The following is a 25,791-nucleotide window of genomic DNA, read 5'->3' on the forward strand; positions in this document are numbered from 1 at the left end:
TTTATGAATGTTAGATTATCAGAGATGAATTTGCCCCGTTTTCCCCTGTTAAACGATGATGAGATGACGGATCTTTTAATCCGAGCCCAGGCGGGAGATCACCCCGCCAGGGAGAAGCTCATCAACTGTAATTTACGACTAGTCTTCAATCTCGTCCAGAGGTTTACCAACAGGGGTTACGAATTAGAGGATTTATTTCAGATTGGTACAATAGGTTTAATCAAAGCCATTGACAAGTTTAATCTTTCTTATAACGTAAAATTTTCCACCTATGCCGTTCCCATGATCATAGGTGAGATTCGTCGTTTTTTACGCGATGATAATCCCGTAAAGGTCAGCCGGTCCTTGAAGGAAAATGCCTATAAAATTAATAAAGCCAGGGATTCCCTGACCAAGGAATTAGGGCGGGAACCCAACTTACAAGAAATTTCGGAAGCGATAGACTTACCCGTAGAAGAAATAATTTCCAGTTTGGAAGCTGTCCAGCTGCCCACATCCATACACGAAACCCTTTACCAGGATGATGGGGACCCCATTTATGTACTGGACCAGCTGAGTAATGAAAAGGACGACGGGAACTGGTTTGACAGGATTGCCCTTAAAGAAATCTTGGAAAAGCTGCCTGACAAGGAGAAGGAAATCATCCTTTTAAGGTTTTATCAAGATAAAACTCAAACAGAAGTGGCAGCTTTGGTAGGATTATCCCAGGTACAAGTATCCCGTATCGAAAGACAAGCCTTAAAAAAAATACGGCACTTGCTGCAAAGTGACGCCTTTCAAACAGGGTCTTAAAGTAAGACTCTGTTTTTTTACTAAAACAATAGAAACGCCTGTATTAATTCAAAAAAATTCAGAAAGTTTAGGTGCCTGGCACCTCGACTAATTAACAATTTCTTAACAAAGTGGTTTTTGTTTTTGTCCTGTGCTACACGTTGTTTAGGAAGTACGTATAACATCACAGATTCGGATAAATAATAAAGGTTGTCACTTATTGATTAATTTTAACGAAGGTAGGTTGATACATTGACAGCAAAAGTTCTCGATGTGGAAAAAATTAAGGAACGGCTGGCCCAACGCCAGGAACTGATTAAGCGTTATCAAGAGCGGGGAGAAAACCTGGAAAAAAAACTGGAACAACAGTTGAACAAAGAATTACAGCAGGATCACCAAACTGTACTCTTCTTAGAAGCACAAAAAGAAAAGGATGACAGGGAGGAAATCATTAAACTCAAGAGCGAGATTGAACAGCAGCAGCAAGAACTCTTGAAAATAAAACAATTGAATTATCAGAGGATGGCTGTGCGAATGGCGCCTCCTATGACAGTATTGCGAAATGCTATCCTAGCCTTTGTCGTCGGTGGTTTAATTTGTGTGATTGGTCAGGTCATGTTTGCTTTATTTCAACAGGGAGGACTAGTGGAAAAAGAAGCCAGTACAGCTACGTCGGCGACTTTAGTCTTTTTCGGCGCTCTTTTTACCGGTTTAGGTCTTTATGATGAACTGGGGAAGTTTGCCGGCGCCGGTTCTATTATTCCGATTACGGGTTTTGCTAATTCTATGGTGGCGCCAGCCCTGGAATTTAAAAGAGAGGGATTTGTCTATGGCGTAGGGGCACGACTCTTTACCATTGCCGGGCCGGTAATTACTTATGGTACGGTGGTGTCTATCTTTATTGGTCTTATATATTACTTTATAAAGTAGGGATTAGACATGGTACTGAAAAAGCTGGGAAAACAAACGTTACAATTCAATAGTATACCGTCTATCAAATCCTGGGCTTCCGTGGTGGGGCCCATGGAGGGGCAGGGTCCCTTGGCTGATTACTTCGACGTGATCTGGGATAATACATTAGGCTCGGAAAAAACCTGGGAAAAAGCCGAACAGAAGTTAATGCAGTACAGTATGGAACTGGCTTTGGAAAAAGCAGGGCTATTACCCACTGACCTGGATTTTTACCTGGCGGGTGATTTACTGAACCAAATCATTACGGCCAATTTTACAGCCGGTTCCCTGGGAGTTCCCTTTTTCGGACTGTTCGGCGCTTGCTCCACTTTAGCGGAGGGTTTGGCCTTAGCCGGAGTTCTTATTGATGGGGGTTATGCCGCCAAAGTGGGGGTTTCGGCCAGCAGTCATCATGACACGGCGGAGAGGCAATTTAGATTTCCCACGGAACTTGGTGTACAGCGTCCCAAGACGGCCCAGTGGACCGTAACGGGCTGCGGCTCTTTTGTTGTAGAGAATAAATCCCATGGGTTTAAAATAACCCAGGCTACCATTGGTAAAGTGGTAGACATGGGGACAATGAATGCCAATGATATGGGAACAGCCATGGCCCCGGCCGCCTTTGATACCATCCAAACCCATCTTCAGGATACTGGAAGAAAAATAGATGACTATGATCTGATTATTACGGGGGATTTAGGCCTCTTGGGCAACAATATTTTAAAAGAACTACTTAAAAAACAGGGTATGGATACAGGAAATGTATCTGATTGTGGAATTCTTATTTACAGTCCTGAACAGGACACTCATTCAGGGGGCAGTGGGTGTGGTTGTTCTGCCGTGGTGCTTGCAGGGTATCTTTTAGAGCAAATGCGAAAAGGTGTATACAAAAGAATTTTTCTGGTAGGTACGGGAGCACTTTTAAGTCCTACCAGTAGCTTCCAAGGCAACTCCATACCCTGTATAGCCCATGGGGTTGTTTTGGAATACAGCTGAGGGGTGAAAAGAGATGGAAGATTTAATTAAGGCTTTTTTGGTAGGTGGGGCTTTATGTTTATTTGGTCAACTCATAATGGATTTAACTCCTTTTAACATTACTCCGGGTCATATTTTAGTAGGTTATGTAACCGTGGGGGCAGTATTAAGTGCCCTGGGTCTTTATCAGCCGTTGGTTGAATGGGGGGGAGCCGGTGCTACCGTACCGCTCTCAGGTTTTGGCCACTCTCTAGCCCAGGGAGCTATTGAATCTGTAAAAAATAAAGGTCTTTTAGGCGCTTTGGGAGGAGGACTGGAAGCCACTTCTGTAGGTATTGCCGCTGCTGTTGTCTTTGGCTTAGTGGTGGCTACATTATTTAATCCCAAGGGATAGGGTGAGGGACATGATGGAACCGTCTGCAGGCAAACACAGAGTCATCTTTGTCACTGATGGTGACGATATAGCCCGGAAGGCAGTAGAAAAGGCGGTCAGCAATATTGGGGGAAGGTGTATTTCGGCCTCGGCTGGAAATCCTACACCGATCAGTGGACAACAGTTAATAGATCTTGTCAAAAAGGCGAACCATGACCCTGTCGTGGTCATGGTTGACGACAAAGGTTCGTGCAGGAAGGGGAAAGGGGAAGAGGTACTGGAATACGTGGCTCAACACCCTGATATTGAGGTCATCGGTGTCCTGGCTGTAGCTTCTAATACCGAAAGTATCGAAGGCATACATGTTGATTATGCGGTGACTAAAAACAAAGAGGTAGTGGATGTTCCGGTAGATAAATGCGGGAACCCCGCTTACAACAACGATGCGCTTATGGGGGATACTGTCGATGTATTAAATGAATTGGAAGATGTCATCCCCGTTGTGGTCGGTATCGGAGATATCGGGAAAATGGAGGGTAAGGACAGCGCCTATAAAGGAGCGGAAATAACCACGAAAGCTTTAGAATTAGTCATTAAAAACTGGGAGGCTCAGCAGTGTGACCACAACAACACAACAATATGAACTGGGGAAAGATTTAAAACAGAATATGGAATTTTTTGATGCAGAATTAGGTGGGAAAGATAAGGAGTAAAAGGTTTAGAACTAAAAATATATGTTAAAAATATAGAAAACGTACGATTAAGGGTGGTGCGTATTGACTAAAAGCATAGGAATTCCCAGAGGACTGCTTTTTTATAATTTTTCCCCTCTATGGTCTTCTTTTTTTGAATCTTTAGGCATGGAAGTTGTTACCACATCTGAAACGAATAAAGGCATTATGGATAAAGGAGCTAGTAAGGTTGTAGATGAAGCCTGCCTTCCCGTAAAAGTGTTTTACGGGCATGTGGCTGAATTAGCCGGAAGAGAACTGGATTATATTTTCGTCCCCAGATTGGTGAGCATTGAAAAAGGTTCTTATATATGTCCAAAGATCATTGGCATTCCTGATATGGTAAAGGCCAACATACCGGCTAAATCGGATTTTCTTTCACCGAATTTAAATATGCGGGCAAAGGAAAACCATCATCAATTTTTAAAGGAAATTGCCGAGCTAATGGGGGAAAACTTTAATCGGGTGCAGAAGGCCTGGCGGTCAGCCATGAAAGTGCAACAAAAGTATGAACTTGACCTTTTGCAGGGGATCTATCCGGAAGAGGTATTTTTCAAAAGTGAGACCCTGGATAACAGCGGTGATCTTAATATTTTGCTTTTAGGCCACGAGTATAACCTCTACGATGATTATATAAATATGGGGATTAGAAACAAGTTGAAACAAATGGGGTGCAACCTTATAACGTCCAATCAAGTTCCTAAATATGTCCAGCAGGTAGAGTCGCGGGTTTTATCCAAAAGAATGTTTTGGACTTACGGGAAATCACTCTTGGGTACCGCCAGGTATTTCCGGGAAATGCCTGGCAACAAAGGAGTGGTCATTTTAACTTCTTTTGGTTGTGGTATTGATTCTATCGTAGGGAATATGATAATTAGGTATTTAGGGAAAATGAAAATACCCTATCTTAATATCACTTTGGATGAACATACCGGTGAAGCAGGAATTAATACGAGAATAGAGGCTTTTCTGGATTTACTCAGGTGGAGGAGGGAGATAGATGAAAATAACATTTCCGCATATGGGGAATACCTGGGTAACCATCAAAGGTATGCTGGAATATATGGGTCTTGATGTGGTAGTACCTCCACCCAGCAGTAAAAATACCTTAAATTTAGGTGTGCAACATGCACCCGAGTTTGCCTGCCTGCCGCTTAAAATCAACCTGGGTAACTTTATCGAAGCAAAAAAACTGGGTGCAGACACGATTTTAATGGCCGGCGGGGTAGGCCCCTGCAGATTCGGGCTCTACGCCCAGTTGGAAAAGGAAATACTGGTGGACATGGGCTATGATTATGAATCCCTTGTGATTGAACCACCTGATGTCAGTGTGTGGCAGTTTATTAAAAGGGTGAAAAGAATTGTGGGCCCCGTCTCCTGGTGGAAGGTCATACAGGGTATTCGTTTTGGCTACCATAAGGCCTGTCTTGTCGATGAACTGGAAAAACTGGTACAGGAAATTAGGCCGCGGGAATATGTACAGGGTACGGCCGACAAAATCTTTGCCCATTCCTTGTTAACTATAGACAGGGCCCAAAATATTCCGGACTTGAACGATGCTTTTGGTCTAGCCAAACAAAAACTGCTCCATATTCCTCAAGATACTACGAAGCCGGTTTTAAAGATTGGCCTGGTAGGCGAGATTTATACTCTACTGGAACCTTTTGCCAGTGTGGATATAGAGAAAAAACTGGCTCACTTGGGTGCCCATGTTACCCGGTCCTTGTATTTAAGTGAGTGGATTGAAAGCCATTTGCTCATAGGTCTTTTTCGTAGGAAAGCAAAGATTTCTTTCAGTGATTTCGCAAACCCTTTCCTTAATCATTTTGTGGGGGGGCACGGCCAGGAAACCATAGGGGCAGCAGCATCCTTCGCCTTACAGGGCTATGACGGTATTGTCCAGGTGGCGCCTTTAACCTGTATGCCCGAAATCGTGGCCCATACCATTTTCCCCAAGGTCAGCGAATATTATGGCATACCGGTACTTACCATTTATGTCGATGAACAGTCAGGTGAGGCAGGCATTGGGACGCGTTTAGAAGCCTTTGTGGACTTGTTGCAAAGAAAAGTAGAAAGCAAAACCCAATGCGGGTAAGTGTTTTAAAACCGTTAAAACCAGGGGTTACCCTGGTTTCTCTTTTAGGTGAGTAAAAAAGTATAAACACAAGGAACATGCTTCCTCCGCTTATTTGTGTTATAATAAAGCAAATTATGCAAAGATTTGGGACAGGAAAAGATGCTGGATCAGGACCTTATCTTAACCCTTTGCCGCTTCTTGCATTACGGCCCTTTCTTTCTCGTGGGAGGGTCAGTGCGTGATCTCCTCTTGGATGGTGTCATACGCGATTACGATTTTCTTCTAGAGGGTGATGTTTTTGCCCTGGGGAGAGAATTAGGGACTGTACTCAAAGGTGAGGTAAGCATCAACAGTGACTTTTTAACAGTTTCCATTGTAACGGGGCGTTATAACATTGATATTGCCCGGGCCCGGAAGGAAGTTTATGAAAAACCTGCCGCTCTACCGAAAGTTTCACCGGCAAGCTGGCAAGAGGATTTGGCCAGGCGTGATTTTACGGTTAACGCCATGGCTATGCCTGTCCGGAAGAGGGACTGGGGCCCCTTAATTGATCCCTTTGGCGGAGAGCGAGACCTGCGGCAGAAAATGATCCGTTATTTACACAAGGGGAGTTTTCGTGACGATCCCACCCGTATTCTGCGAGCGATACGTTTTAAAAACCGTCTCGGTTTCACCATAGAAGAGGGCACGTTAGCTTCCCTTCGAAAGGATTGGCCCTATCTCACTCAGGTGTCCCCGGCCAGAAGGTTCCATGAGTGGAAATTACTATGTGAAGAAACGCGGATAAGCGCCTGCCTAAATGATATCTATGAGCTGGGCGGCTGGCCTTTTTTGTTCATCAATGTATCCTTTCAGCGGGAAAACACTGAGGAGATAAGTGCATTTCAAGATTTCCCAAACACGAGGAAGATACGTCTCTGGTTCATCTATTTACTGTTTCTGCTCAAAACACAACCGGATAAACTCCCCGCTTTAAGCAATTACTGGGGGATTAGCAAACGTGATGAGCAAGAATTGGCCCATACCCTGTCCGTGCTTACTTTAGTAAAAACAGGGCCAGGCCTCCCCGAAAGAAAGATTTATCATGCTTTGCGGGATCTTCCCCCGGAGGGGATTTATTTCTGCTATTACCATCTCCGGGAGCGGGCAGGCAGCTGGCAGGAGTTTTACGAAAAAGTGCAGGCTGCGGAGCTGCCTTTAACCGGGAAAGACCTGATCCGGGCAGGATTCAAAGAAGGTCCTGAAATAGGAAGACTTCTCATTACAATAAAAGAGGCTTTTTTTCATGGTAAATTTACGACGAGGGAGGAAGGCCTGGCTTACCTACGACACTATATAGAAAGGGGGAAATAATAATGCTTTCCATCACCAAATTATTGATCAAAATACCGGTAATACTGATAGCCGTAACCATACATGAATATGCCCATGGGCGAATGGCGGCCTTCCTGGGTGACCCTACCCCTAGCCAGCAAGGGCGGTTAACCCTAAACCCCATCCCACATCTTGATCCCCTGGGTGCTTTGCTGCTTTTGGTGGCAGGCTTCGGCTGGGCCAAACCTGTAGAGGTGAACCCCTATTATTTCCGGGGCAACCGGCAAAGGGGAATGATGCTGGTAGCTTTAGCCGGTCCTTTATCTAATCTGTTGGTTGCTTTGCTGGGTGGCATATTGTACAATCTATTTGACAAATATACGTATCTTGCTGCGTTTTCTCTGGCCTTGACCAGCATTAACGTCTATTTGGCTTTGTTTAACCTGATACCCGTACCTCCCCTTGATGGCTCCAAAATTGTTTTTGGTATCTTACCGCGCCATCTGCATGGATTTTTATATCAATTAGAGGCCTATGGCCCTTTGCTTCTTATGTTATTGATAGTCACAAACATCACAGATTTTCTTATCACTCCTGCACGGGGAATTATCCTTACTATTTTACGCTTTGGCCAATTGATCATAGGAAGTTAATTTAAAGGAGGACAGTAATGAAGAAAGGCACAATTTTTAGCGGCATGCGGCCAACGGGAAAACTTCATATCGGACACTTGAGCGTCCTGGAAAACTGGGTTAAATTACAGGATGAGTATAATTGTTTTTTTGGCATTGTGGATTGGCATGCCCTTACCACGGCCTATGAAGATACATCGGAAATAAAAGAGAATATCAGGTTGATGCTTTTAGACTGGTTGAGTGTGGGTTTAGACCCGGAAAAAAGTACAATTATTGTACAATCCCATGTGAAAGAACACGCTGAGCTTCATCTCTTATTTTCCATGATTACTCCTCTATCCTGGCTGGAAAGAGTACCTACCTACAAAGACCAGATTCAGCAGCTGGGTAAAGAAGGGAAGGATATCTCCACCTATGGCTTCCTGGGCTACCCCCTTTTACAGGCGGCAGATATTTTAATCTATCGTGCCAATGCCGTTCCCGTAGGGGAAGACCAGTTGCCTCACTTGGAGTTGTGCCGGGAAATAGCCAGGCGCTTTAACCACCTCTACCAGACTGATATCTTACCTGAACCTCAGGCCATTTTAGCCAAGGTGTCTTTGCTCCCGGGTGTAGATGGCAGAAAAATGAGCAAGAGTTATAATAACTTTATTCCCCTGGGTGCGGCGGTGGAAGAGATCCTGGAGAAAGTACAGATGATGGTTACAGACCCCGCAAGAATCAGGAAAACTGACCCCGGAAATCCCGAAGTTTGTTTGGTGCACACCTATCAAAATATCTATAATCCCGCTGAAATTGAGGAGATACGCTTATCCTGCCGGAGCGGCAGCATAGGCTGTGTGGCCTGTAAAAAGCGGTTGGCCGGCAGGCTTGAGGAATTTCTGACACCTATCCGTGAAAGAAGAGTTTATTATGAAAACAAGCCTCAGCTTTTAAAGGAGATACTGGAGAACGGTGCGGAAAAGGCCCGGGCGGAAGCACGGAAAACCCTGGATTTAGTACGTTCTGTTATGAAAATATAAAGTGGTGAAAGTATGTCCTACAAGGTACAATTGCCTGTATTTGAAGGGCCGTTGGATCTCTTACTTCATCTCATCGATAAGAACGAAGTTGATATCTACGATATTCCCATTGCCCTCATTACACAGCAGTATTTAGAATATTTATCGGCGGCAGAGGAGCTGGACCTGGAGCTTACCAGTGAATTTCTCATTATGGCCAGTACCCTTCTCTCTATCAAAGCCAGGATGCTGCTCCCCAAATCCACTATGCAAAATGAGGAGGAATTTGGCGGTGACCCCAGGGAGGAACTGGTGGAAAAACTTCTGGAATATAAAATTTTTAAAGAGACAGCGTCGGTTTTTAAAGAAATGGAGTATAGTCAAGCTAAAATTTTTATGCGGCACATTGATGAGGCAAAATTACTAAAAGATTATCCACCGCCCAACCCCGTAGGTGATGTAACTTTACAGCATTTAATCTTTGCCTTTCATAAAGTACTGGCCAGAATCGAGAAAAAAAAAGAAGTTCTCACACTGCCACGTGAGCAGGTTACTATTCGCAGCAAGATTTCTTATATTTTATTACAGGTAAAAAATAAACCCCTGGGACTGCCTTTTCGAGAGCTCTTTACCGAAGCAGCCAGTAAAGAGGAGGTCATCGTCACCTTCCTCGCCTTATTGGAACTGATTCGTTTAGGGCGTATCCACATCAAGCAACCACAATTATTTGAGGAAATTCTCATATTCTCAAGCCAGATTGAAGGGGGACACACCAGTGCCCACGCTATTTCCTGAAGAGGTTAGGAGCATTATCGAAGCTTTGTTGTTTGTTTCCAGTGATCCTTTATCAGCCAAAACTATCGCTGAAATCGTGGAAATTGATGAAAAAGACGTGGTAGCCGTTGTCAGTGAGATCAAGGCCCAGTTAGAAAGAGAAACCAGAGGATTTAGACTGTTAGAGGTGGCAGGGGGTTATTCTTTCGCCACAAGACCCGAACATTCCGTATACTTGGAAAAATTATTAAAGCCCCAACTTAGCGCCCTTTCCCAGGCTGCTCTGGAGACTCTGGCCATTATTGCTTATAAACAGCCGATTACCCGTAGTGAAATTGATGAAATACGGGGTGTAAAGAGCGATAGTTCCGTAAGCACCTTACTGGAGCGGGGCCTGATCGAGGAGGTAGGCAGAAAGGACGGACCGGGTCGTCCTATTCTTTATGGAACAACACAGGAATTCTTAAAATATTTCGGTCTTAAATCTTTAGCGGACCTCCCCCCTCAGCAAGAAGAGATGTTTTTAACCGCTAAATGAAATTTTTGCTCCTCCCCCCCGACTACCGACGTAGCGAGACTTGCGCCTGTGATGCATCCGATTTTCAAATAAATGGTTAAGAACTATGGCTTTCAGCTATAGTTTTATTTTTTCTATTCGGAAGTCGGAGATTGGAAAGCGGACATCCCACAGCGTATAGCCCATAAAAATACCAGGAATACTAATATATGGTAATAAGCTGTAAAGGGGGTGACTTATGCTTAAAGCAATAGGCCTTTTTTTCATCATTATCCTTGGCATAAGTCTACTTCCCATCAAATTATTTTTTCACTTTTATCGTGAACCTAATTTAATCCTCATTGAGGCAAACATTCGTGTGTGGTTCATACCCATTCGCATAAAACTGGTCAACCCCATGACCGGTCTTTTTTGGAACCTTTCCCGGAATCGTCCCTGGAAAAAGAAACCTCCTGAGGATTTACGGGCCGCAAATTTACCCTGGGCCCGTTTTTTTGCTCGCCTGTGGCGCTTGTATAAGATATCCCGGGGGGTTTATCTCGGTACTTTTCAATTCATCAAAAAAATCGCTAAACCTGTAAAAGTTAAGAAGCTTCGTATATATACGGAAATCGGCCTGGAAGATGCGGCAGAAACAGCTATTGTTGTGGGGGTAGTATGGGGTTTGCTTGGTAATATCTACAGTCAAATGGCAAAATTTTTTGATATGGGCTGTGCCCAAAACGAACTTGCTGTCATTCCTAATTTCAAAAGAACTAATCTGGTTGTCGTCGATTATTCCTGCATATTTGAACTGCGTATGGGCCATATTATTATTGTCATTTACCAATTGTTGAAATATATTGGGCAGATACGGAATTTATTAAGGGGGGTAAGCGCATGAGCGAGCATCCTATTGAAGGACTGATGAAGACAGCCATGGAAAGTATTAAAGAAATGGTTGATGTGAACACAGTAGTAGGTGATGCTGTCGAAGCTCCGGACGGAACTGTCATTATTCCCGTATCCAGGGTGGCTTGCGGTTTTGCCGCCGGAGGAAGTGAGTTTGATCCCGGTGTCAATGAAAAAGGCGAAGGTACATCTTTACCTTTCGGCGGAGGCAGCGGAGCCGGTGTATCGGTACAGCCTGTGGGCTTTTTGGTCGTGGGGAATGGACAGGTCAGGTTAATGCCCGTAGACAGTAAGAACGCCTTTATGGAAAGACTGGTAGATTTGGCACCGCAAGTAGTTGACCGTATCCAGGGCATGGTAAGTGGACGTGGCAAGGAACCAACAAAACCGACACCTGAAGCAAGGGCCGAGAATGCAGGAACTACCCGTGAAGTACAATAACCGGTGAAAAAACCGGTTATTTTTTTGGATAAAAATAGAGCCATCCATCTTTGTTCTAGGCAGCACTATTTTTTCATAAGTTTACAAGAGAACAGGATGGAGGTAGTTATGATTAATATCATTTGGTTATTCATGATTTTATCTGGTGTTTTCATGGCCGCCTGGCAGGGGAAACCCCAGGTTGTCACAGACGCTGCTTTTCAGGCGGCACAGGTTGCCGTTAGGTATGCCTTAGAGTTAATCGGTATCATGAGCTTCTGGTTAGGTGTCATGAAGGTAGCCCAGGAAGCTGGATTGATTACAACATTAGCTAAGCTCATTAAACCTTTAACCGGGAAGCTATTTCCTTCTATACCTTCCGACCACCCGGCACTGGGAGCTATCCTTCTAAATATTAGTGCCAATATCCTGGGTTTGGGTAATGCAGCCACACCCTTTGGCTTGAAGGCCATGCAGGAATTACAAACCCTTAACGGGCAGAGCGATAAAGCCAGTGATGCCATGTGTACTTTCTTAGCCTTAAACACTTCTTGTATAACCCTTTTACCCACAACAATTATCGGCATCAGATTAACGGCAGGTTCTCAGAATCCTACGGAGATTGTAGGTACTACGGTGTTTGCCACTACCCTTGGCATGACTGTAGCCGTTATCGCCGACAAGATATTACGGAGATTTTCTAGGTAGTCAGGAGGTGGAACCGTGCTGGAACATATTATTAACACCATCTCTTTATGGGCAATCCCTTTCTTGCTTTTTTTTATACTTTCCTATGGGGCTTTGCGAGGCGTTAAAGTATATGAAAGTTTTGTCAAGGGAGCGGAGGAAGGGTTTAATATTGCTATCAAGATTATCCCTTATTTAGTTGCCATGTTAGTAGCCGTCAGTATATTCCGGCATTCCGGGGTAATGGATAGTATGGTAAAAATACTGTCACCCCTCTTTTCTGTCTTAAACATTCCCCCGGAAGTACTGCCTTTAGCCATTATGCGTCCCTTTTCCGGCGGAGGTTCTTTGGGCATAGCAGCAGAACTCATTAAGACCCACGGCGCCGATTCTTTTATCGGTCGCCTGGCATCCACCATGCAGGGAAGTACTGATACAACTTTTTTTGTCCTTGCTGTTTATTTTGGTTCTGTAGGCATCAAGAAATATCGCCATTCAGTGGCGGTGGGGTTAATGGCTGATCTGACTACCTTTTTGGCTTCCGTTTATATCGTTAATAAAGTTTTTTTGCATTGAAGAAATATAAATTGTGGGGCAAAATAGGTAGTGAGACTGACCGAAAGGTGATTTTTCTTGGAACGATTACAAAAATATCTTGCTCAGGCCGGTATAGCTTCCCGGCGGAAAGCGGAAGAATTAATTTTGGCAGGCCGTGTCAAAGTGAACGGGATTACCATCACCCAGTTAGGCAGTAAGATTGATCCAGAGAGAGATATAGTGACCTTTGACCAAAAACCTGTAAAGACTACCAATAAATATGAATATTACCTTTTGCACAAACCCCTGCAGGTTGTTACCACCATGCATGACCCCCAGGGCCGGACTAAAGTTACAGATTTGCTCAAGGGAATCAAGACACGGGTTTATCCTGTGGGCAGGCTGGATTATCATACGGAAGGCTTGCTTTTATTGACTAATGATGGGGAATTAGCTTACCGGCTTATGCATCCAAAATACAAGGTGGCCAAAACTTACTTGGTTACAGTGAAGGGTATCCTGGACAAAAACAGTCTCCTCCGGCTGCAAAAGGGAGTGTTACTGGAAGACGGACTTACTATGCCTGCTAAGGTGACTATACTGGAGACCGGGGAAGATTATAGCCGGTTAGAGATGACAATCCGCGAAGGGCGAAATAGACAGGTGCGGCGCATGTGTGAAGCTGTGGGACATCCTGTAGTGAGCTTAAAACGCGTTAAATTTGGCCCGCTGTCTTTGGGTCAATTAAAGCCGGGACAATACAGAAAACTGGAGGAAGGCGAAATCAGGGAACTAAAAAAAGCCTGTCAGCTATGATGACAGGCTGGTTATTTGCCTTAAAGAAGAGGTATTAAGGTGATTTGGTAACCTTAGTGTTGTTACCCGTATTTTTATTCCACTTAGTAATTTCTTTACCTCCATAACTGGATAGTGTGTTCACAACGGCGCTGGCTTTCGTGGAATAGGTGGTGATTAATGTAAAAAGGCAGCCATCTTTAATAGCATCCATATAATTTTTTGCGTATTCCTCGGATAATCCGTATCCCATCAAAGCCTGTACCAGACTACGGTCCGAACCGGTAGTGAGGTCACCTGCCAAAGGACCGGCAATGTGTATTTGGCCTAACTCGGGAACTGCTAAGGGGCCCATTTGAACCAAATAACCATGAAGACCGCTCATAGCTTGCGGAGTCGGTGCCCCCGTAGGAGAAAGCTCCGCACCGGCTTCCATGGCAGTTTTTTTACCACGGGGACAAATTAAGCTAATATGGTCGCTGGCCAGATTCTCCAAAGCCACTTCTTTAAGGGCTAATTTAGCCTGTTCATATCCTTTAAAAAGAGCGGTTATTGTCAGTCTCATTATCTCACATCCTTATAAATTATCTGTTTCTTATTTTTTCACCTGTTACCTGAATTTATTCCGTAGATTTTAGTATTGAGGAGTGAAGATATGGATAATCGATTAAAGGGCTTGGTTCAGTTATATGCCGGGGAGGGCAAAGAGACTTACCTGGCTCCCCTGGGTATGGGTTTAAGAGCTTGGGGACACGGGCTTAAATCCTGTCTTTTAATCTATGAGATAGAAATGGCAGTGCTTGAAACAGTAACACCGATCTTCACAAACTGTAAAGCATGGCTGGATGTTATTGATTTGCGTCGGAAGGAAAAGTCTGAATCAAATATATATTTGGAAACCATGGGTGTCATCAGGAGAACGGGATACGATATTATCATGCTGGGGGGATTCACTAACCTCCTCCCTTGTTATACTTTCTATCAAAAACTTTTTGAAGAGTTAATCAAGGAAAAGAAACAGGAAACAGAACTGGTTTTTATTGGTGGTTTACCACCATCAGAGTACCTTGATTATTTTGCTTTAATTACAAAGATAGAAGAAATATAGGGGATAAAGCTGACAGCCTTGCAATAATGCCCCGGAAGATTAAAAAAAATAGTATAGTAAATGAAGGATTTTTTTGAAAAATAGAGAATATTAAATTACTGATGGTATAGTGGTCTGACAACATGGAATTCAGAAAACTAACAGAAGGGAGGGTAGTGGGGTTATTTCTTCGATGTGTTTTTTTGTAATTTTTGTGATGGGGAGGTTCTGATATGTTAGCACTGCTTGCTTTTTTACCGATTATGGTTGTGGTTATTCTGATGGCCAGTTTTAACTGGCCTGCCAAAAAAGCTCTGCCTGTAGCCTGGGCTCTGACCTGTATAGTGGCTCTAACGGCTTGGGGTATGGAGATTAAAGCGGTATTGGGCGCCACTATTTTCGGTGCTTTGAAAGCTTTAGACGTACTCATTATTATTTTTGGTGCAGTTTTAATTCTAAATACCATGAAACAGAGTGGGGCTATGGCTACCATTAACAAAGGTTTCATGGGGGTAACCAAAGACCGCCGCATTCAGGCCATTATCATTGGCTGGTTATTTGGTGCGTTTATTGAGGGTGCTGCCGGTTTTGGTACTCCGGCGGCTTTAGCCGGGCCCCTTTTAGTGGGTTTAGGTTTTCCGCCCCTGGCTGCGGCCATGGTTGCTTTAATTTATAACAGTACTCCCGTTAGTTTCGGTGCCGTTGGTACTCCCATTTTTGGCGCCATGTCTACGGTATCAGCTAACCTGACTGCGGCAGGTGCACCCATGTCAGCTGATGCTTTTAGATTATTGTTAACAAAATACGTAGCCCTGCCTCATGCGGTAGTAGGAACATTTATTCCTTTGCTGGGTATTTGTTTCTTAACAAAATATTTTGGCGAAGAAAAATCCATCAAACCCGGTTTGGCTGCTGCGCCTTTTGCCATTTTTGCCGGTCTCGCCTTTACTGTTCCTTATCTGATTACGGCCTGGTTCCTGGGTAACGAGTTCCCATCACTGGTAGGGGCCTTTATCGGCTTACCCATTGTTTTATGGGCAGCGAAAAATGGTATTTTTATGCCCAAGACTACCTGGGAATTTGTTCCCGAAAACAGGTGGGATAACAGCTGGAAGAGTGTTATGGCCGCTACGGCAGCCACTAAAGAAAGAAAAGAGGAAGCAACTATGCCTGGTTGGCTGGCCTGGGCTCCCTATGCCCTGATCGCTTTAATCCTGGTAGTTACCAGGGTTCCTGCCCTGGGGCTTAAGGGCTGGTTAACTAAACAGGTTATCGCTCTTCCCGCCATCTTCGGTTATAAAGCCTTTACCTACAACTTAGCCTATTTGTATTTGCCTGGTACCGTACCTTTTATTCTGGTCGCCATACTTACCATCTTCCTGCACAGAATGCCTGGCGATAAGGCTGCCCTGGCCTGGAAGATGACTTTTAAGCAGCTGGTTGGTGCTACCATTGCCTTAGTCTTTGGTGTAGCCATGGTACAGTTAATGCTGAACTCCAACATCAACCCCAGCAAGATGCCCAGCATGATGGTGACCATGGCGAAAGCTGCAGCAGACATCTTTGGTGCAGCCTGGCCTCTCGTTGCACCTTTTGTGGGTGTCCTGGGTGCCTTCATATCCGGTTCCAATACGGTATCTAACATTCTTTTCGCCTCTTTCCAGTTTGATGTCGCTTCTCAACTGAAAATGTCCCATACCCTCATTGTAGCCTTACAGGTTATCGGTGGCGCCGTTGGTAACATGATTTGCGTCAATAACGTCGTTGCTGCCTGTGCGACCGTGGGTACTATGGGTGTAGAAGGAACGATTATTAAGCGGAATGCCGTGCCTTGTTTTATCTATGCTATTGCGGCGGCATTCTTCGTGATGTTCCTCATGGGTGTAACAAATCTATATTAATTAGGAAAAGTAAACATGGAGGGTTAGCTGGGGGGAGAATATGCTCCCCCCCTTCTGGTTTTTATCTTATTTAGAGCGGGAGGGAAGTTTTGTGGTAAAGCCCATCATTGATGACTTAATTAAACTGTTGGGAAAGGATAATGTTTTAACGACGAGAGAAGATTTAATTTGTCATTCCTTCGATGCCACGGCTGACATGCCCAGTGAATTGCCCGACGTGGTGGTGACACCCCATACGAAAGAGCAAATCGTGGAGATTGTAAAACTGGCCAATAAGTACATGACACCTATCTATACCAGGGGTTCGGGCACTAATTTAAGCGGCGGCACCATTCCCATTAACAAGGGCATTGTCCTGTCCATGCTAAATCTTAATAAAATCCTGGAGATTGATGCGGAAAACCTCACTGCCACCGTACAGCCTGGTTTGGTCATTCAAAGACTCAATGATGCTGTGGCTCCCTATGGGCTCATGTATCCCCCTGATCCCGGCACAGTCACCACTGCGACCATGGGTGGTTCTGTGGCCGAGTGTTCCGGGGGCTTAAGGGGGCTCAAGTATGGTGTGACCAAACACTATATTATGGGCCTGGAAGTAGTCATGGCAGACGGCAGTGTGGTACGTGTAGGCGGCAAAACCGTCAAAAACGTTACCGGCTATGATTTGACCAAGTTATTCGTGGGTTCGGAGGGGACTTTGGGCATTATCACCGAAATTACTGCAAAGCTCATTCCTGCTCCTGAATATAGAAAGACAATGATGGCCGTGTTCAGTGACCTGGATAAAGCCGCTAATACCATCCGGGATATTATCGGCAATAAGGTTATACCTGCCACCCTGGAAATACTTGACAACGTGACCATCCGTACTGTAGAAAATTTTATGAAGATCGGTTTGCCCGTACAGGCTGAAGCCATACTCTTGATCGAAGTGGATGGCATTAAAGAAGTGGTCTTAAAAGAAGCGGAAATTGTAGAAGAAATCTGCAAGAAAAACGGCGCCGATGAAATAAAGGTGGCCCAAACCGATGCAGAAAGAGACGGTTTATGGACAGCAAGAAGAGCAGCCCTGCCTGCCCTGGCCCAGGTTAAGCCCACTACAGTTTTAGAAGACGCCACTGTTCCCAGGAGTAAAATACCTGATATGATCAAAGCGTTGAGGGAAATTGCCAAGAAATATAATCTTACCATTGGCACTTTCGGCCATGCCGGTGACGGCAACCTTCATCCCACCATTCTTACAAATGCCGAGGATAAAGAAGAAATGGAGCGGGTCCATAAGGCTGTGGATGAAATCTTTGAAGTTGCTTTGAAACTTGGCGGGACTCTTTCCGGTGAGCACGGAATCGGTATGGCTAAAGCCAAATATTTAGAATGGGAGTTCGGCAAAGCCGGACTGGAAGTGATGCGGAAAATTAAGGAGGCTTTAGATCCAAATTATCTTTTGAATCCTGGTAAAATAGTTGGGAGGGGATAGTCTTGGCAACGGTTTACGATTCCCTTAAAGAGGTCAAAGCGGAATTAATGAAATGTATGAAGTGTGGTAACTGCCAGGAAGTCTGTCCCATTTACCTGGAGGTGCGCCGTGAACCCACGGTGGCAAGAGGTAAAATTAAACTTGTGGAAGCTGTTCTGGATGAAAAACTTGCTTACAGGATTGGGGACGGTTTTGCCGAAAAACTGGCCTTGTGCCTGACTTGTAAGGCCTGTAACGCTAAATGTCCCTGTGGTGTAAAGGTTGATAAAATCATCCTGGCCGCAAGATCTGCTATCGCCAGGGAAAAAGGCCTCCATCCCATAAAAAGAATGATTTTCTCTGTTTTAAAGCGTGGCGGGCTTTTTGATTTGGGCCTTAGAACAGGCGCCCTTTTGCAGGGACTGGCCTTTAAAAAGCATCCCACTTTGTTTGCAGGTTCACCCCGCTTCCCTGTAGGGTTAGACATGAGACGCGTAGTTCCGCCGCTGGCCAGTACCCCTTTACGGCAACAGTTTCCCAAAGAAATAAAAGTTCAGAACCCTGTAAAGCGAGTGGCTTTATTTACTGGTTGTGTGATGAACTATGTCTACACGGACCAGGGTAAGGCCATCATCGATGTCCTGAAAGAAAATAACGTAGAAGTCGTTATTCCCGAAGGGCAGCTTTGCTGTGGGGCTCCCGTCTATATCCACGGTGATGTGGGGACGGCCCGGGAGATGGCTAAAGCCAATATTGATGCTTTTAGCCCCGAAAAATTTGATTATCTTGTCACTGCCTGCGGTACCTGTGGAGGCTCCTGGCAGCATTATTATCAGGAATTGCTGGCCGAAGACAAAGAAGGTTACGGGGATAAAGCCGGGGAAATAGGTAAGAAGACTTTGGATATTGCTGATTTTATTGTGAAGATGATTGGTCTGGATCCCAAGAAATTGGGACCTGTAGAAAGAACTGTTACTTATCATGACCCCTGCCATTTAAACCGGGGAATGGGTGTAAGCAAATCACCGCGCGACATTCTCAAAGCCATTCCCGGTTTAACCTTTAAAGAAATGAAGAATGCAGACCGCTGCTGCGGCGGGGCAGGTTCTTTCAGTTTGACCCATTATGACCTTTCCATGGATATCCATAAACATAAGACGGAGGCCATTAAGGCTACCGGAGCCTCCCAGGTTGTGACAGGCTGCGGTGCCTGCAGAATGCAGTTGACAGACGGTTTCAACAGGGGCAATGTGAACCTGGAAATCGTTCATACCATCATGCTTCTGGCTGAATCCTATAGAAATAGAAAATAGTAAATGAATTTAAAGGAGGATCCTTCCGGGTTTCTCCTTTTTTGCTGCCATTAGTCAGCTGTTGATTAGCAGGAAAGCTTGTGGGTTATGATAATGGTAAATAAGAACACGTAGGCTGGTCGGGATAATGGTTATGAAGAGAAGAAATATTATGGATATCATTGAAAAGGCAGTTTTAAAACTGGTCTATATACTTCTTGTCATACTTATAATGGTTCAAGGATTGTATTTTATTCCCAATATGGGTTCCCATTTAAATGCTGCCATAAGAATGGAAGGAGAACCGCTGAATACCCGGGATTTGCTGGAATATGCTTCGGGTATTGCTGCCACACCCTGGGCTACCGTGAGTCTGCAACTGCGGGAGAATTTGAGTATACCCGAGTTAAAGGTTTTTATTGAGGGTAAAGAGGTTGGGAATTTTCTTCATAAAGAGTTAACCCTTAAGGTTAAACATGGGGACATCATTATGGTGCAAAATCCCCATACCCAGCTTCCTCTTACTGTCTTTATTGCCAAGAAAACGCCCAATATTACCATACCTCTCCTCTACAGCCAGGTACACGGCACCGGAAGGATGTATTTTGACCCTATCGTGATTCGCTAGTTGCAATTTCTACCATACTATAATATAATTCCATGTGAATCGGGACTAGTATTAAAGGACGGTGAGAGTATGGCCTACGGTTCGAAAAAAATAGCTTCCGCAGCAATCAGAATGGCTCTCACAGAAACGAGAGAGGAAGAGAATGCTTTAAAAAAGGAATTGGAAAGTTTAGGAATTAAGGCTGCCGCAGTGGATTGCGGTGGTGAATACATAACTTCGGTTAAAAAAATTGTGGAGCGGGCCATTGTGGCCGCGAAACGTGAAGGCGTGATTAAAGAAACCCATTATGACGAAGGGGCTATTGCCGGGGCTACGCGTGAGGCCCTTTCGCAAATTATGCCTAAAGCGGTGGGACTCAATGTAGGCGGTAAAATTGGCATGGCCAGGCAAAACGACCATATCAGTGTGGCCGTATTTCTTGGTATTGGCTTATTACACCTGGATGAAGTGGCCATTGGTCTAAGTCACCGGGCAGCGCCTTATGCGGGGTGATTTTATGGTGTTGAGGCTATATGGTATTCGCGGGGCCACCACCGTGAAGGAAAATGAAAGCCAGGAGATTCTAAAGGAGACAGGCAGGCTTTTGGAGACAATTATGCAAGAAAACCGGCTGCTTGAGGAAAATGTGGTCAGTATTATTTTTACGACCACACCCGACCTTAATGCTGAATTTCCGGCCAAAGCCGCCCGCCAGCTGGGCTTAAACAATACTCCCCTTTTGGGTACCGTGGAAGCCGATGTACCCCATGGACTGCCCAAATGCATACGTATCCTGATCCATGCTTATCTGGAGACGGGAAGCGAAATAAAACATGTTTATTTGAATGAGGCTGTGAATTTACGTCCTGATATGGTGCAAAAAACTCTCTCCTGGTGAACATCGGGAGATTTATTTTTGAGTACTGTAAACCACGGGGGTAGGAAAGAATGTATCTGATCCTGAGAGGCGTGCAAACCCAGGAGGAATTAAAATTTGCCCTGGAGTTAAAGATTAACTGTATAGGGTTTGTTTTTGATAAAAAAAATCCTCGCCATATCAATGCGGAAGCGGCCAGGGAGCTTAGTTTTTTAATGCCCCCTCATCTGGGCCGGGCAGGTTTTTTTGGAGACGATGAGAGATATGAGGTAGAAGAAATAGCCTCCTTCTGCCGGTTGCAGTGGCTCTTTCTCGATAAAGACCGGGAAGAGGGGGAAGAGGACAAATATTTTCTCCCGGTGGTATGGAACATAGCCAGGGAAAAAGCTTACGCGCAAAATGTCTACTACTACGCTGATCATACCGGGGAGATGGCTTTAAATTACCCGGAACTGAAAATATTTTTACCCTGGAGAGAAGTACTAAAACATAGAATCATACCTCAGGGTGTCATCCTGGACTTTCCAAGATAAAGAAGGTGCCATCACAATTGTTAATCATTTTGGACAAATATATTTCCACGGAAAATCTTAATACGGTTATGGCAAGGCTGGAACAGCTCAATGTGATGATTCAGGTCCATGAGGAAAAGGATAAAAAGGTAATTGTTGTATTGGATGGTGCCGAGTATCTCTCCCTTGAGACCTTAGAAATCCTTCCCGGTGTGGAAAGAATTATTAACATAAAAAAGCCGTACCGGCTGGTAAGCAGAGAATACAAACCCGCTGATACAGTGGTCAAAGTGAATGGTATCCCCTTTGGCGGAGAGAATTTCCAGATCGTTGCCGGGCCTTGCGCCGTGGAAAATGAAGAACAGGTCATGATTATTGCCAAGGCTGTGAAAGAAGCCGGGGCTGTCCTCTTACGGGGCGGGGCTTATAAACCCCGTACTTCCCCTTACTCTTTTCAGGGGTTGGAAGAAGAGGGCCTGAAACTGTTGGCTAAAGCCAGAGAGAAAACAGGGCTTCCTGTAGTGACCGAGGTTTTGGATGTTCGCGATCTGGAAGTGGTGGCTTACTATGCCGATATGATTCAAATAGGGGCCAGGAATATGCAGAATTTCCCTTTACTTAAGGAAGTGGCACGCCTGGAGAAACCCGTTTTACTGAAAAGGGGATTGTCCGCTACCATAGAGGAATGGCTGCTGGCTGCCGAATATATAATGCAGGGGGGGAACCCCCGGATTATCCTTTGTGAAAGGGGAATTAGAACATTTGAAACTTTCACCAGGAATACTCTGGACCTTTCGGCAGTACCGGCCATAAAAACCCTTTCCCATCTACCCATCATCGTTGATCCCAGTCACGGCTGTGGTAAATGGTTTTTAGTTCCGCCTTTGGCCAAGGCAGCCTGTGCGGTAGGGGCTCATGGCCTGATGGTGGAAGTCCATCACCAGCCGAGTTGTGCCCTTTCCGACGGGGAGCAGTCTCTGACCCCCGGCAAATTCCATAAATTGATGCAGGAAATTAATAAAATCAAGCAGTGCCTGACTTAGTTCCCGGTGTATACCGGGAATGTTTTTTTCCTAAATTTATTTGTAAAAATAATAGTGCTATATGATAAAATAATCTTGGTTTAAATTAAGGAAAGGAATGAGGAACATACAGATTGCAATCGATGGACCTGCAGGTGCCGGGAAAAGTACGGTGGCCAAGAAACTGGCAGACCTGTTGGGATTTGTTTACATAGATACCGGAGCCATGTATCGTGCCATTACCTATAAGGCCTTGCGGCAGGGGATTTCTCTCGATAATGCGGAAGCCTTAACCAACACGGCGAAAGATACTGCCATACAATTTGTGCGTACTAAACAAGGCAGGCAGCTTATTTTTTGTGACGGCAGGGAAGTTACGGAAGAAATAAGAAGCCCCGATGTCAGTGAAAATGTCTCGAAAATCGCACAATTTTCCAGTGTGCGAGAAGTCCTGGTCCGTAAACAACAGGAACTGGCCAGCAATCAGAATGTGGTCATGGATGGCAGAGACATCGGCACCGTAGTGCTGCCCCAGGCGGAATGCAAGATATATTTGACAGCTTCCCTTGAGGAGAGGACAGCCCGGCGTTATCATGAACTACTATTAAAAGGTTATACGGAGGAGTATGCCAAGATCAGAGAGAACCTGGCCCAGCGTGACGAAATGGATAAAAACAGGGAGGCGGGCCCTTTAAAAATAGCGGAGGATGCCGTTATCATTGATTCAACGGACCTTACACAGGAGGAAGTACTGCAAAAGATCCTGGGTTTACTTGGGCAGAGAAGAGGAGAGTCGTAAAAATGTTTTATAAGGTAATCCATGCTCTCGTATCATTTTATTTAAGGTTGTTTAACCGTTGGGAAATAACGGGGGAAGAAAATATTCCCAAAAGTGGACCAGTGGTGCTGGTGGCCAATCATATCAGTTTATGGGACCCGCCTTTCTTAGCCTGCTCCATTCGGCGCCCTGTTCATTTTATGGCTAAAGAAGAACTGTTTAAGATTCCAATTCTGGGCAGGATAATAAAAGCGCTGGGTGCTTTTCCCGTCAAGCGGGGTAAGCCTGACCGTAATGCCCTGCGGCTGGCCGCCAAATACCTGGAAAAGGGGGAAATATTAGGCCTTTTCCCGGAAGGAACCCGCAGCAAGAGCGGTGAACTATTACAGCCCCATCCCGGAGCGGCTTTGTTTGCTTTGCGTTCAGGGGCGCCCATTGTACCTGTAGGGCTTATCGGTACACGAACTACCTTTCCTTTAACGATAAGAGGGAATGTTCGTGTTAAAATTGGTAAACCTGTGGTATATCCAGGATTATATAATAACAAGATAACTAATGAGGATTTAGAACGTGTCTCTGCGGAAATAATGCTGAAAGTCAAAAAATTGCTGGAAGAGAAGTAGTATTTATCGGTATTTATAAAATTTAAAAGACTAACTAGCAGGAAAAAGTATTTTCGTGTTGTATATATAATAAATGTTTAATTTTAACCCAATTTTTCTTTAGTTGTTTTCCGGAAGGTGTAAAATTTGAAGATTATTGTAGCGGAACATGCGGGATTTTGTTTTGGTGTGAAAAGGGCCATCGAAATGGCGGAAGATGCTGCCATTAAAGGACAGGTATTTAGTCTCGGTCCCCTGATTCATAATCCCCAGGAGATTAGGCGCCTGGGGGAACGTGGGGTGGAAACTTTAGCTGATCATGAACTCCCCGAAAACTCCCAGGTATTAATCAGGACTCATGGTGTTGGGCCTACAGTCTATGAAAAATTAGGCCAGGGGAATAGCATAATTATCGATGCTACTTGTCCTTATGTGCAGAAAGCCCAGCGCCTGGCCAAAGAAGCCTGGGAAGAGGAATTTCAGGTCATTATACTGGGTGATAAGAACCATCCGGAGGTTAAGAGCATTAAAGAGTGGACCAATAATCATGCTCTGGTGGTGGCCGGTGCCCATGATTTGGAAGGTTTGCCTCTGGCTCGTAAGGTGGCCGTCTTAGCCCAAACAACGGAGAAAGAAGAAAAATTTAAGGATCTGGTTGAGTATTTGCAGGAAAGGGTTCCTCATGTCAAAGTTTTAAATACCATCTGTTCCGCAACCCGTCAGAGACAGGACGCCGTAAAAGAATTAGCCAAGATAGCAGACATTATGGTTGTGGTAGGGGGGAAGGAAAGTTCCAATACCAGAAAGCTCTGGGAAATATGCGAAAAAGCAGGCGTACCCAGTTATCTGGTAGAGGATGCTGCAGAAGTAAAACCAGAATGGTTTAGAAATAAAAAAACTGCCGGAATTGCCGCCGGTGCATCAACACCACAATGGATTATTGAGGAGGTTATTAAAACAATGGAAGAAATTAAAATAGGAGCAACAGAACACAACGAAGCAAATTTTACAGATATGAATGGGGATTTTAACTTAAAAAATATCCAGGTTGGCGAAGTAATCAAAGGAACTGTTGTCAAAATAGCCAATGATGAAGTTTTAGTGGATATCGGCGGTAAATCCGAAGGGATCATTCCGGCCACAGAGCTGGCTTACAGGCGGGTTGCTGACCCGAAAACCATGTTCTCTGTGGGACAGGAAATCATGGTAGAGGTTCTGAAAGAGGACAAGGAAGGGAACATTATTTTATCAAGGAAAAGAGCCTTAGCTGATGAAGCTCTGGCTAAACTGGAAGAAGCCAAGAAAAATAATGCCGTAATTACTGCTCCTGTCATCGAAGTTGTGAAAGGCGGGTTGCTGGTGGATGTGGGTATCCGTGGCTTCGTTCCCGCTTCCCAGGTGGAACGCACTTTTGTAGATGATTTAAGTAAATATTTGCATCAGGAATTGCGCTTAAAAGTTATTGAGCTGGATAAAGAAAAGAAAAAAGCTGTCTTATCCCAGAGAGTATTATTGGAAGAAGAGTACCGGGAGAAGAAAAACGCCACCTGGGCCAATATTGCTGAGGGACAAACCAGGAAAGGTATTGTTAAACGTCTCACCAACTATGGTGCTTTTGTTGACATTGGTGGGGTGGAGGGATTGCTCCATGTTTCCGAAATGGGCTGGGGTCGTATTAGTCATCCTTCCCAGGTTGTTAAAGAAGGGGACGAAATTGAAGTATATATCCTGAAACTTGACAGGGAGAAAGAAAAAGTTTCCCTGGGACTCAAACAGTTAATTAAAAGTCCCTGGGAAGCGGCTAAAGAAAAATACGCTGTAGGCATGGTGGTACAGGGCAAGGTTGTTAGAATTGCTCCTTTTGGTGCCTTTGTGGAACTGGAGCCAGGAGTAGATGGACTTATCCATATTTCCCAGTTAGCCAATAAGCGTGTCAATAAAGTAGAGGATGTTGTGACAGTAGGGCAAAAAATTCAGGCCAAGATTATTGATTTTGATCCTGACAATAAACGCATTAGTTTAAGTCTTAAAGATGTTGTCAGTGAAACAGAGAAAAATGAATTTAAGGAGTATTTGGAACAACAACAGGAAGAAACGGGCACTACCATCGGTGATGTTTTAAAAGAAAAAGAAGAAAACTAGCAAAAAAGCTGGCACTGCCAGCTTTTCGATTTCTTGGATACAACGATACATCCATACTTTTAATCG

The 25,791-nt window shown here is 44.6% G+C and carries 30 protein-coding genes; 29 read left to right on the top strand and 1 reads right to left on the bottom strand.

Annotated features, from left to right (window positions below):
* The first annotated feature begins 3 nt into the window (after positions 1-3).
* From sigF to BR63_RS04200, 17 genes are all read left to right on the top strand, one after another.
* Positions 4-792 carry an RNA polymerase sporulation sigma factor SigF gene (gene sigF, locus BR63_RS04120; RefSeq protein ID WP_034421424.1) on the top strand — a complete coding sequence of 263 codons (789 nt, stop codon included), beginning with the start codon at positions 4-6 and terminating at the stop codon, positions 790-792.
* Positions 793-1,023: 231 nt separating this feature from the next.
* Entirely contained in the window at positions 1,024-1,701 is a 678-nt protein-coding gene (gene spoVAC, locus BR63_RS19945) for a stage V sporulation protein AC (RefSeq protein WP_420825491.1), read from the top strand.
* 9 nt (positions 1,702-1,710) lie between these two features.
* Positions 1,711-2,718, top strand: a complete 1,008-nt coding sequence (spoVAD, locus tag BR63_RS04130) for a stage V sporulation protein AD (protein ID WP_034421423.1) — start codon at positions 1,711-1,713, stop codon at positions 2,716-2,718.
* A gap of 13 nt (positions 2,719-2,731) precedes the next feature.
* A complete protein-coding gene (gene spoVAE / locus BR63_RS04135; RefSeq protein ID WP_034421421.1) occupies positions 2,732-3,091 on the top strand; it encodes a stage V sporulation protein AE in 360 nt (119 codons plus the stop codon).
* Between the two features lie 10 nt (positions 3,092-3,101).
* Complete coding sequence (gene spoVAEA / locus BR63_RS04140; RefSeq protein ID WP_034421419.1) at positions 3,102-3,713, top strand: stage V sporulation protein SpoVABEA; 612 nt, start codon at positions 3,102-3,104, stop codon at positions 3,711-3,713.
* Between the two features lie 133 nt (positions 3,714-3,846).
* The gene (locus BR63_RS04145; protein ID WP_051965610.1) at positions 3,847-4,875 is read left to right on the top strand and encodes an acyl-CoA dehydratase activase-related protein; all 1,029 of its coding nucleotides are present in this window, start codon (positions 3,847-3,849) and stop codon (positions 4,873-4,875) included.
* Complete coding sequence (locus BR63_RS04150; RefSeq protein WP_034421418.1) at positions 4,802-5,896, top strand: CoA protein activase; 1,095 nt, start codon at positions 4,802-4,804, stop codon at positions 5,894-5,896. The genes BR63_RS04145 and BR63_RS04150 overlap by 74 nt, the downstream gene beginning before the upstream one ends.
* Before the next feature lie 141 nt (positions 5,897-6,037).
* Positions 6,038-7,231, top strand: coding sequence for a CCA tRNA nucleotidyltransferase (locus tag BR63_RS04155; protein WP_081908096.1), 1,194 nt, complete (start codon positions 6,038-6,040; stop codon positions 7,229-7,231).
* Between the two features lie 2 nt (positions 7,232-7,233).
* Complete coding sequence (locus BR63_RS04160; protein ID WP_034421415.1) at positions 7,234-7,845, top strand: site-2 protease family protein; 612 nt, start codon at positions 7,234-7,236, stop codon at positions 7,843-7,845.
* A gap of 17 nt (positions 7,846-7,862) precedes the next feature.
* The gene (trpS, locus tag BR63_RS04165; protein WP_034421413.1) at positions 7,863-8,849 is read left to right on the top strand and encodes a tryptophan--tRNA ligase; all 987 of its coding nucleotides are present in this window, start codon (positions 7,863-7,865) and stop codon (positions 8,847-8,849) included.
* 12 nt (positions 8,850-8,861) lie between these two features.
* Positions 8,862-9,623 (top strand): segregation and condensation protein A, encoded by a 762-nt coding sequence (locus BR63_RS04170; protein ID WP_034421412.1) that lies wholly within the window; start codon positions 8,862-8,864, stop codon positions 9,621-9,623.
* Positions 9,604-10,140 (top strand): SMC-Scp complex subunit ScpB, encoded by a 537-nt coding sequence (scpB, locus tag BR63_RS04175; protein ID WP_034421410.1) that lies wholly within the window; start codon positions 9,604-9,606, stop codon positions 10,138-10,140. The genes BR63_RS04170 and scpB overlap by 20 nt, the downstream gene beginning before the upstream one ends.
* Before the next feature lie 217 nt (positions 10,141-10,357).
* Positions 10,358-11,002, top strand: a complete 645-nt coding sequence (locus BR63_RS04180; protein WP_051965609.1) for a DUF2953 domain-containing protein — start codon at positions 10,358-10,360, stop codon at positions 11,000-11,002.
* Complete coding sequence (ytfJ, locus tag BR63_RS04185) at positions 10,999-11,451, top strand: GerW family sporulation protein (RefSeq protein WP_034421408.1); 453 nt, start codon at positions 10,999-11,001, stop codon at positions 11,449-11,451. Before BR63_RS04180 ends, ytfJ begins: the two co-directional genes overlap by 4 nt.
* A gap of 108 nt (positions 11,452-11,559) precedes the next feature.
* Entirely contained in the window at positions 11,560-12,138 is a 579-nt protein-coding gene (locus tag BR63_RS04190) for a nucleoside recognition domain-containing protein (protein ID WP_034421407.1), read from the top strand.
* 18 nt (positions 12,139-12,156) lie between these two features.
* A complete protein-coding gene (locus BR63_RS04195) occupies positions 12,157-12,693 on the top strand; it encodes a spore maturation protein (RefSeq protein ID WP_081908100.1) in 537 nt (178 codons plus the stop codon).
* Between the two features lie 57 nt (positions 12,694-12,750).
* Positions 12,751-13,470, top strand: coding sequence for a pseudouridine synthase (locus BR63_RS04200; RefSeq protein ID WP_034421403.1), 720 nt, complete (start codon positions 12,751-12,753; stop codon positions 13,468-13,470).
* A 34-nt stretch (positions 13,471-13,504) separates the two neighbouring features.
* Here BR63_RS04200 and BR63_RS04205 read toward each other — a convergent pair whose 3' ends face one another.
* Entirely contained in the window at positions 13,505-14,014 is a 510-nt protein-coding gene (locus BR63_RS04205) for a hypothetical protein (protein WP_034421401.1), read from the bottom strand.
* Between the two features lie 90 nt (positions 14,015-14,104).
* On the opposite strand from BR63_RS04205, the gene BR63_RS04210 reads away from it, so the two are divergent.
* The 12 genes from BR63_RS04210 (at position 14,105) to BR63_RS04265 (ending at position 25,725) form a co-directional block, all read left to right on the top strand.
* Positions 14,105-14,557 carry a cob(I)yrinic acid a,c-diamide adenosyltransferase gene (locus BR63_RS04210; RefSeq protein ID WP_034421400.1) on the top strand — a complete coding sequence of 151 codons (453 nt, stop codon included), beginning with the start codon at positions 14,105-14,107 and terminating at the stop codon, positions 14,555-14,557.
* Positions 14,558-14,769: 212 nt separating this feature from the next.
* Positions 14,770-16,437, top strand: a complete 1,668-nt coding sequence (locus tag BR63_RS04215) for an L-lactate permease (protein ID WP_034421399.1) — start codon at positions 14,770-14,772, stop codon at positions 16,435-16,437.
* A 91-nt stretch (positions 16,438-16,528) separates the two neighbouring features.
* A complete protein-coding gene (locus BR63_RS04220; protein ID WP_034421510.1) occupies positions 16,529-17,914 on the top strand; it encodes an FAD-binding oxidoreductase in 1,386 nt (461 codons plus the stop codon).
* A gap of 2 nt (positions 17,915-17,916) precedes the next feature.
* A complete protein-coding gene (locus BR63_RS04225) occupies positions 17,917-19,206 on the top strand; it encodes a (Fe-S)-binding protein (protein ID WP_034421393.1) in 1,290 nt (429 codons plus the stop codon).
* Positions 19,207-19,339: 133 nt separating this feature from the next.
* Positions 19,340-19,813, top strand: coding sequence for a hypothetical protein (locus BR63_RS04230; RefSeq protein ID WP_153802052.1), 474 nt, complete (start codon positions 19,340-19,342; stop codon positions 19,811-19,813).
* A 69-nt stretch (positions 19,814-19,882) separates the two neighbouring features.
* The gene (locus BR63_RS04235; protein ID WP_034421389.1) at positions 19,883-20,305 is read left to right on the top strand and encodes a HutP family protein; all 423 of its coding nucleotides are present in this window, start codon (positions 19,883-19,885) and stop codon (positions 20,303-20,305) included.
* Positions 20,306-20,309: 4 nt separating this feature from the next.
* The gene (gene aroH, locus BR63_RS04240) at positions 20,310-20,690 is read left to right on the top strand and encodes a chorismate mutase (RefSeq protein ID WP_034421508.1); all 381 of its coding nucleotides are present in this window, start codon (positions 20,310-20,312) and stop codon (positions 20,688-20,690) included.
* A gap of 50 nt (positions 20,691-20,740) precedes the next feature.
* Positions 20,741-21,202 (top strand): beta/alpha barrel domain-containing protein, encoded by a 462-nt coding sequence (locus BR63_RS04245; RefSeq protein WP_034421387.1) that lies wholly within the window; start codon positions 20,741-20,743, stop codon positions 21,200-21,202.
* Between the two features lie 17 nt (positions 21,203-21,219).
* Positions 21,220-22,224 (top strand): 3-deoxy-7-phosphoheptulonate synthase, encoded by a 1,005-nt coding sequence (aroF, locus tag BR63_RS04250; protein WP_034421386.1) that lies wholly within the window; start codon positions 21,220-21,222, stop codon positions 22,222-22,224.
* Positions 22,225-22,321: 97 nt separating this feature from the next.
* Positions 22,322-23,002, top strand: coding sequence for a (d)CMP kinase (gene cmk, locus BR63_RS04255; protein WP_034421384.1), 681 nt, complete (start codon positions 22,322-22,324; stop codon positions 23,000-23,002).
* A gap of 2 nt (positions 23,003-23,004) precedes the next feature.
* The gene (locus tag BR63_RS04260) at positions 23,005-23,604 is read left to right on the top strand and encodes a lysophospholipid acyltransferase family protein (RefSeq protein ID WP_034421382.1); all 600 of its coding nucleotides are present in this window, start codon (positions 23,005-23,007) and stop codon (positions 23,602-23,604) included.
* A gap of 126 nt (positions 23,605-23,730) precedes the next feature.
* Positions 23,731-25,725 carry a bifunctional 4-hydroxy-3-methylbut-2-enyl diphosphate reductase/30S ribosomal protein S1 gene (locus BR63_RS04265; RefSeq protein ID WP_034421380.1) on the top strand — a complete coding sequence of 665 codons (1,995 nt, stop codon included), beginning with the start codon at positions 23,731-23,733 and terminating at the stop codon, positions 25,723-25,725.
* Positions 25,726-25,791: the final 66 nt, after the last annotated feature.

The sequence above is a fragment of the Thermanaerosceptrum fracticalcis genome, assembly GCF_000746025.2.
GTDB classification, from domain to species: domain Bacteria; phylum Bacillota; class Peptococcia; order DRI-13; family DRI-13; genus Thermanaerosceptrum; species Thermanaerosceptrum fracticalcis.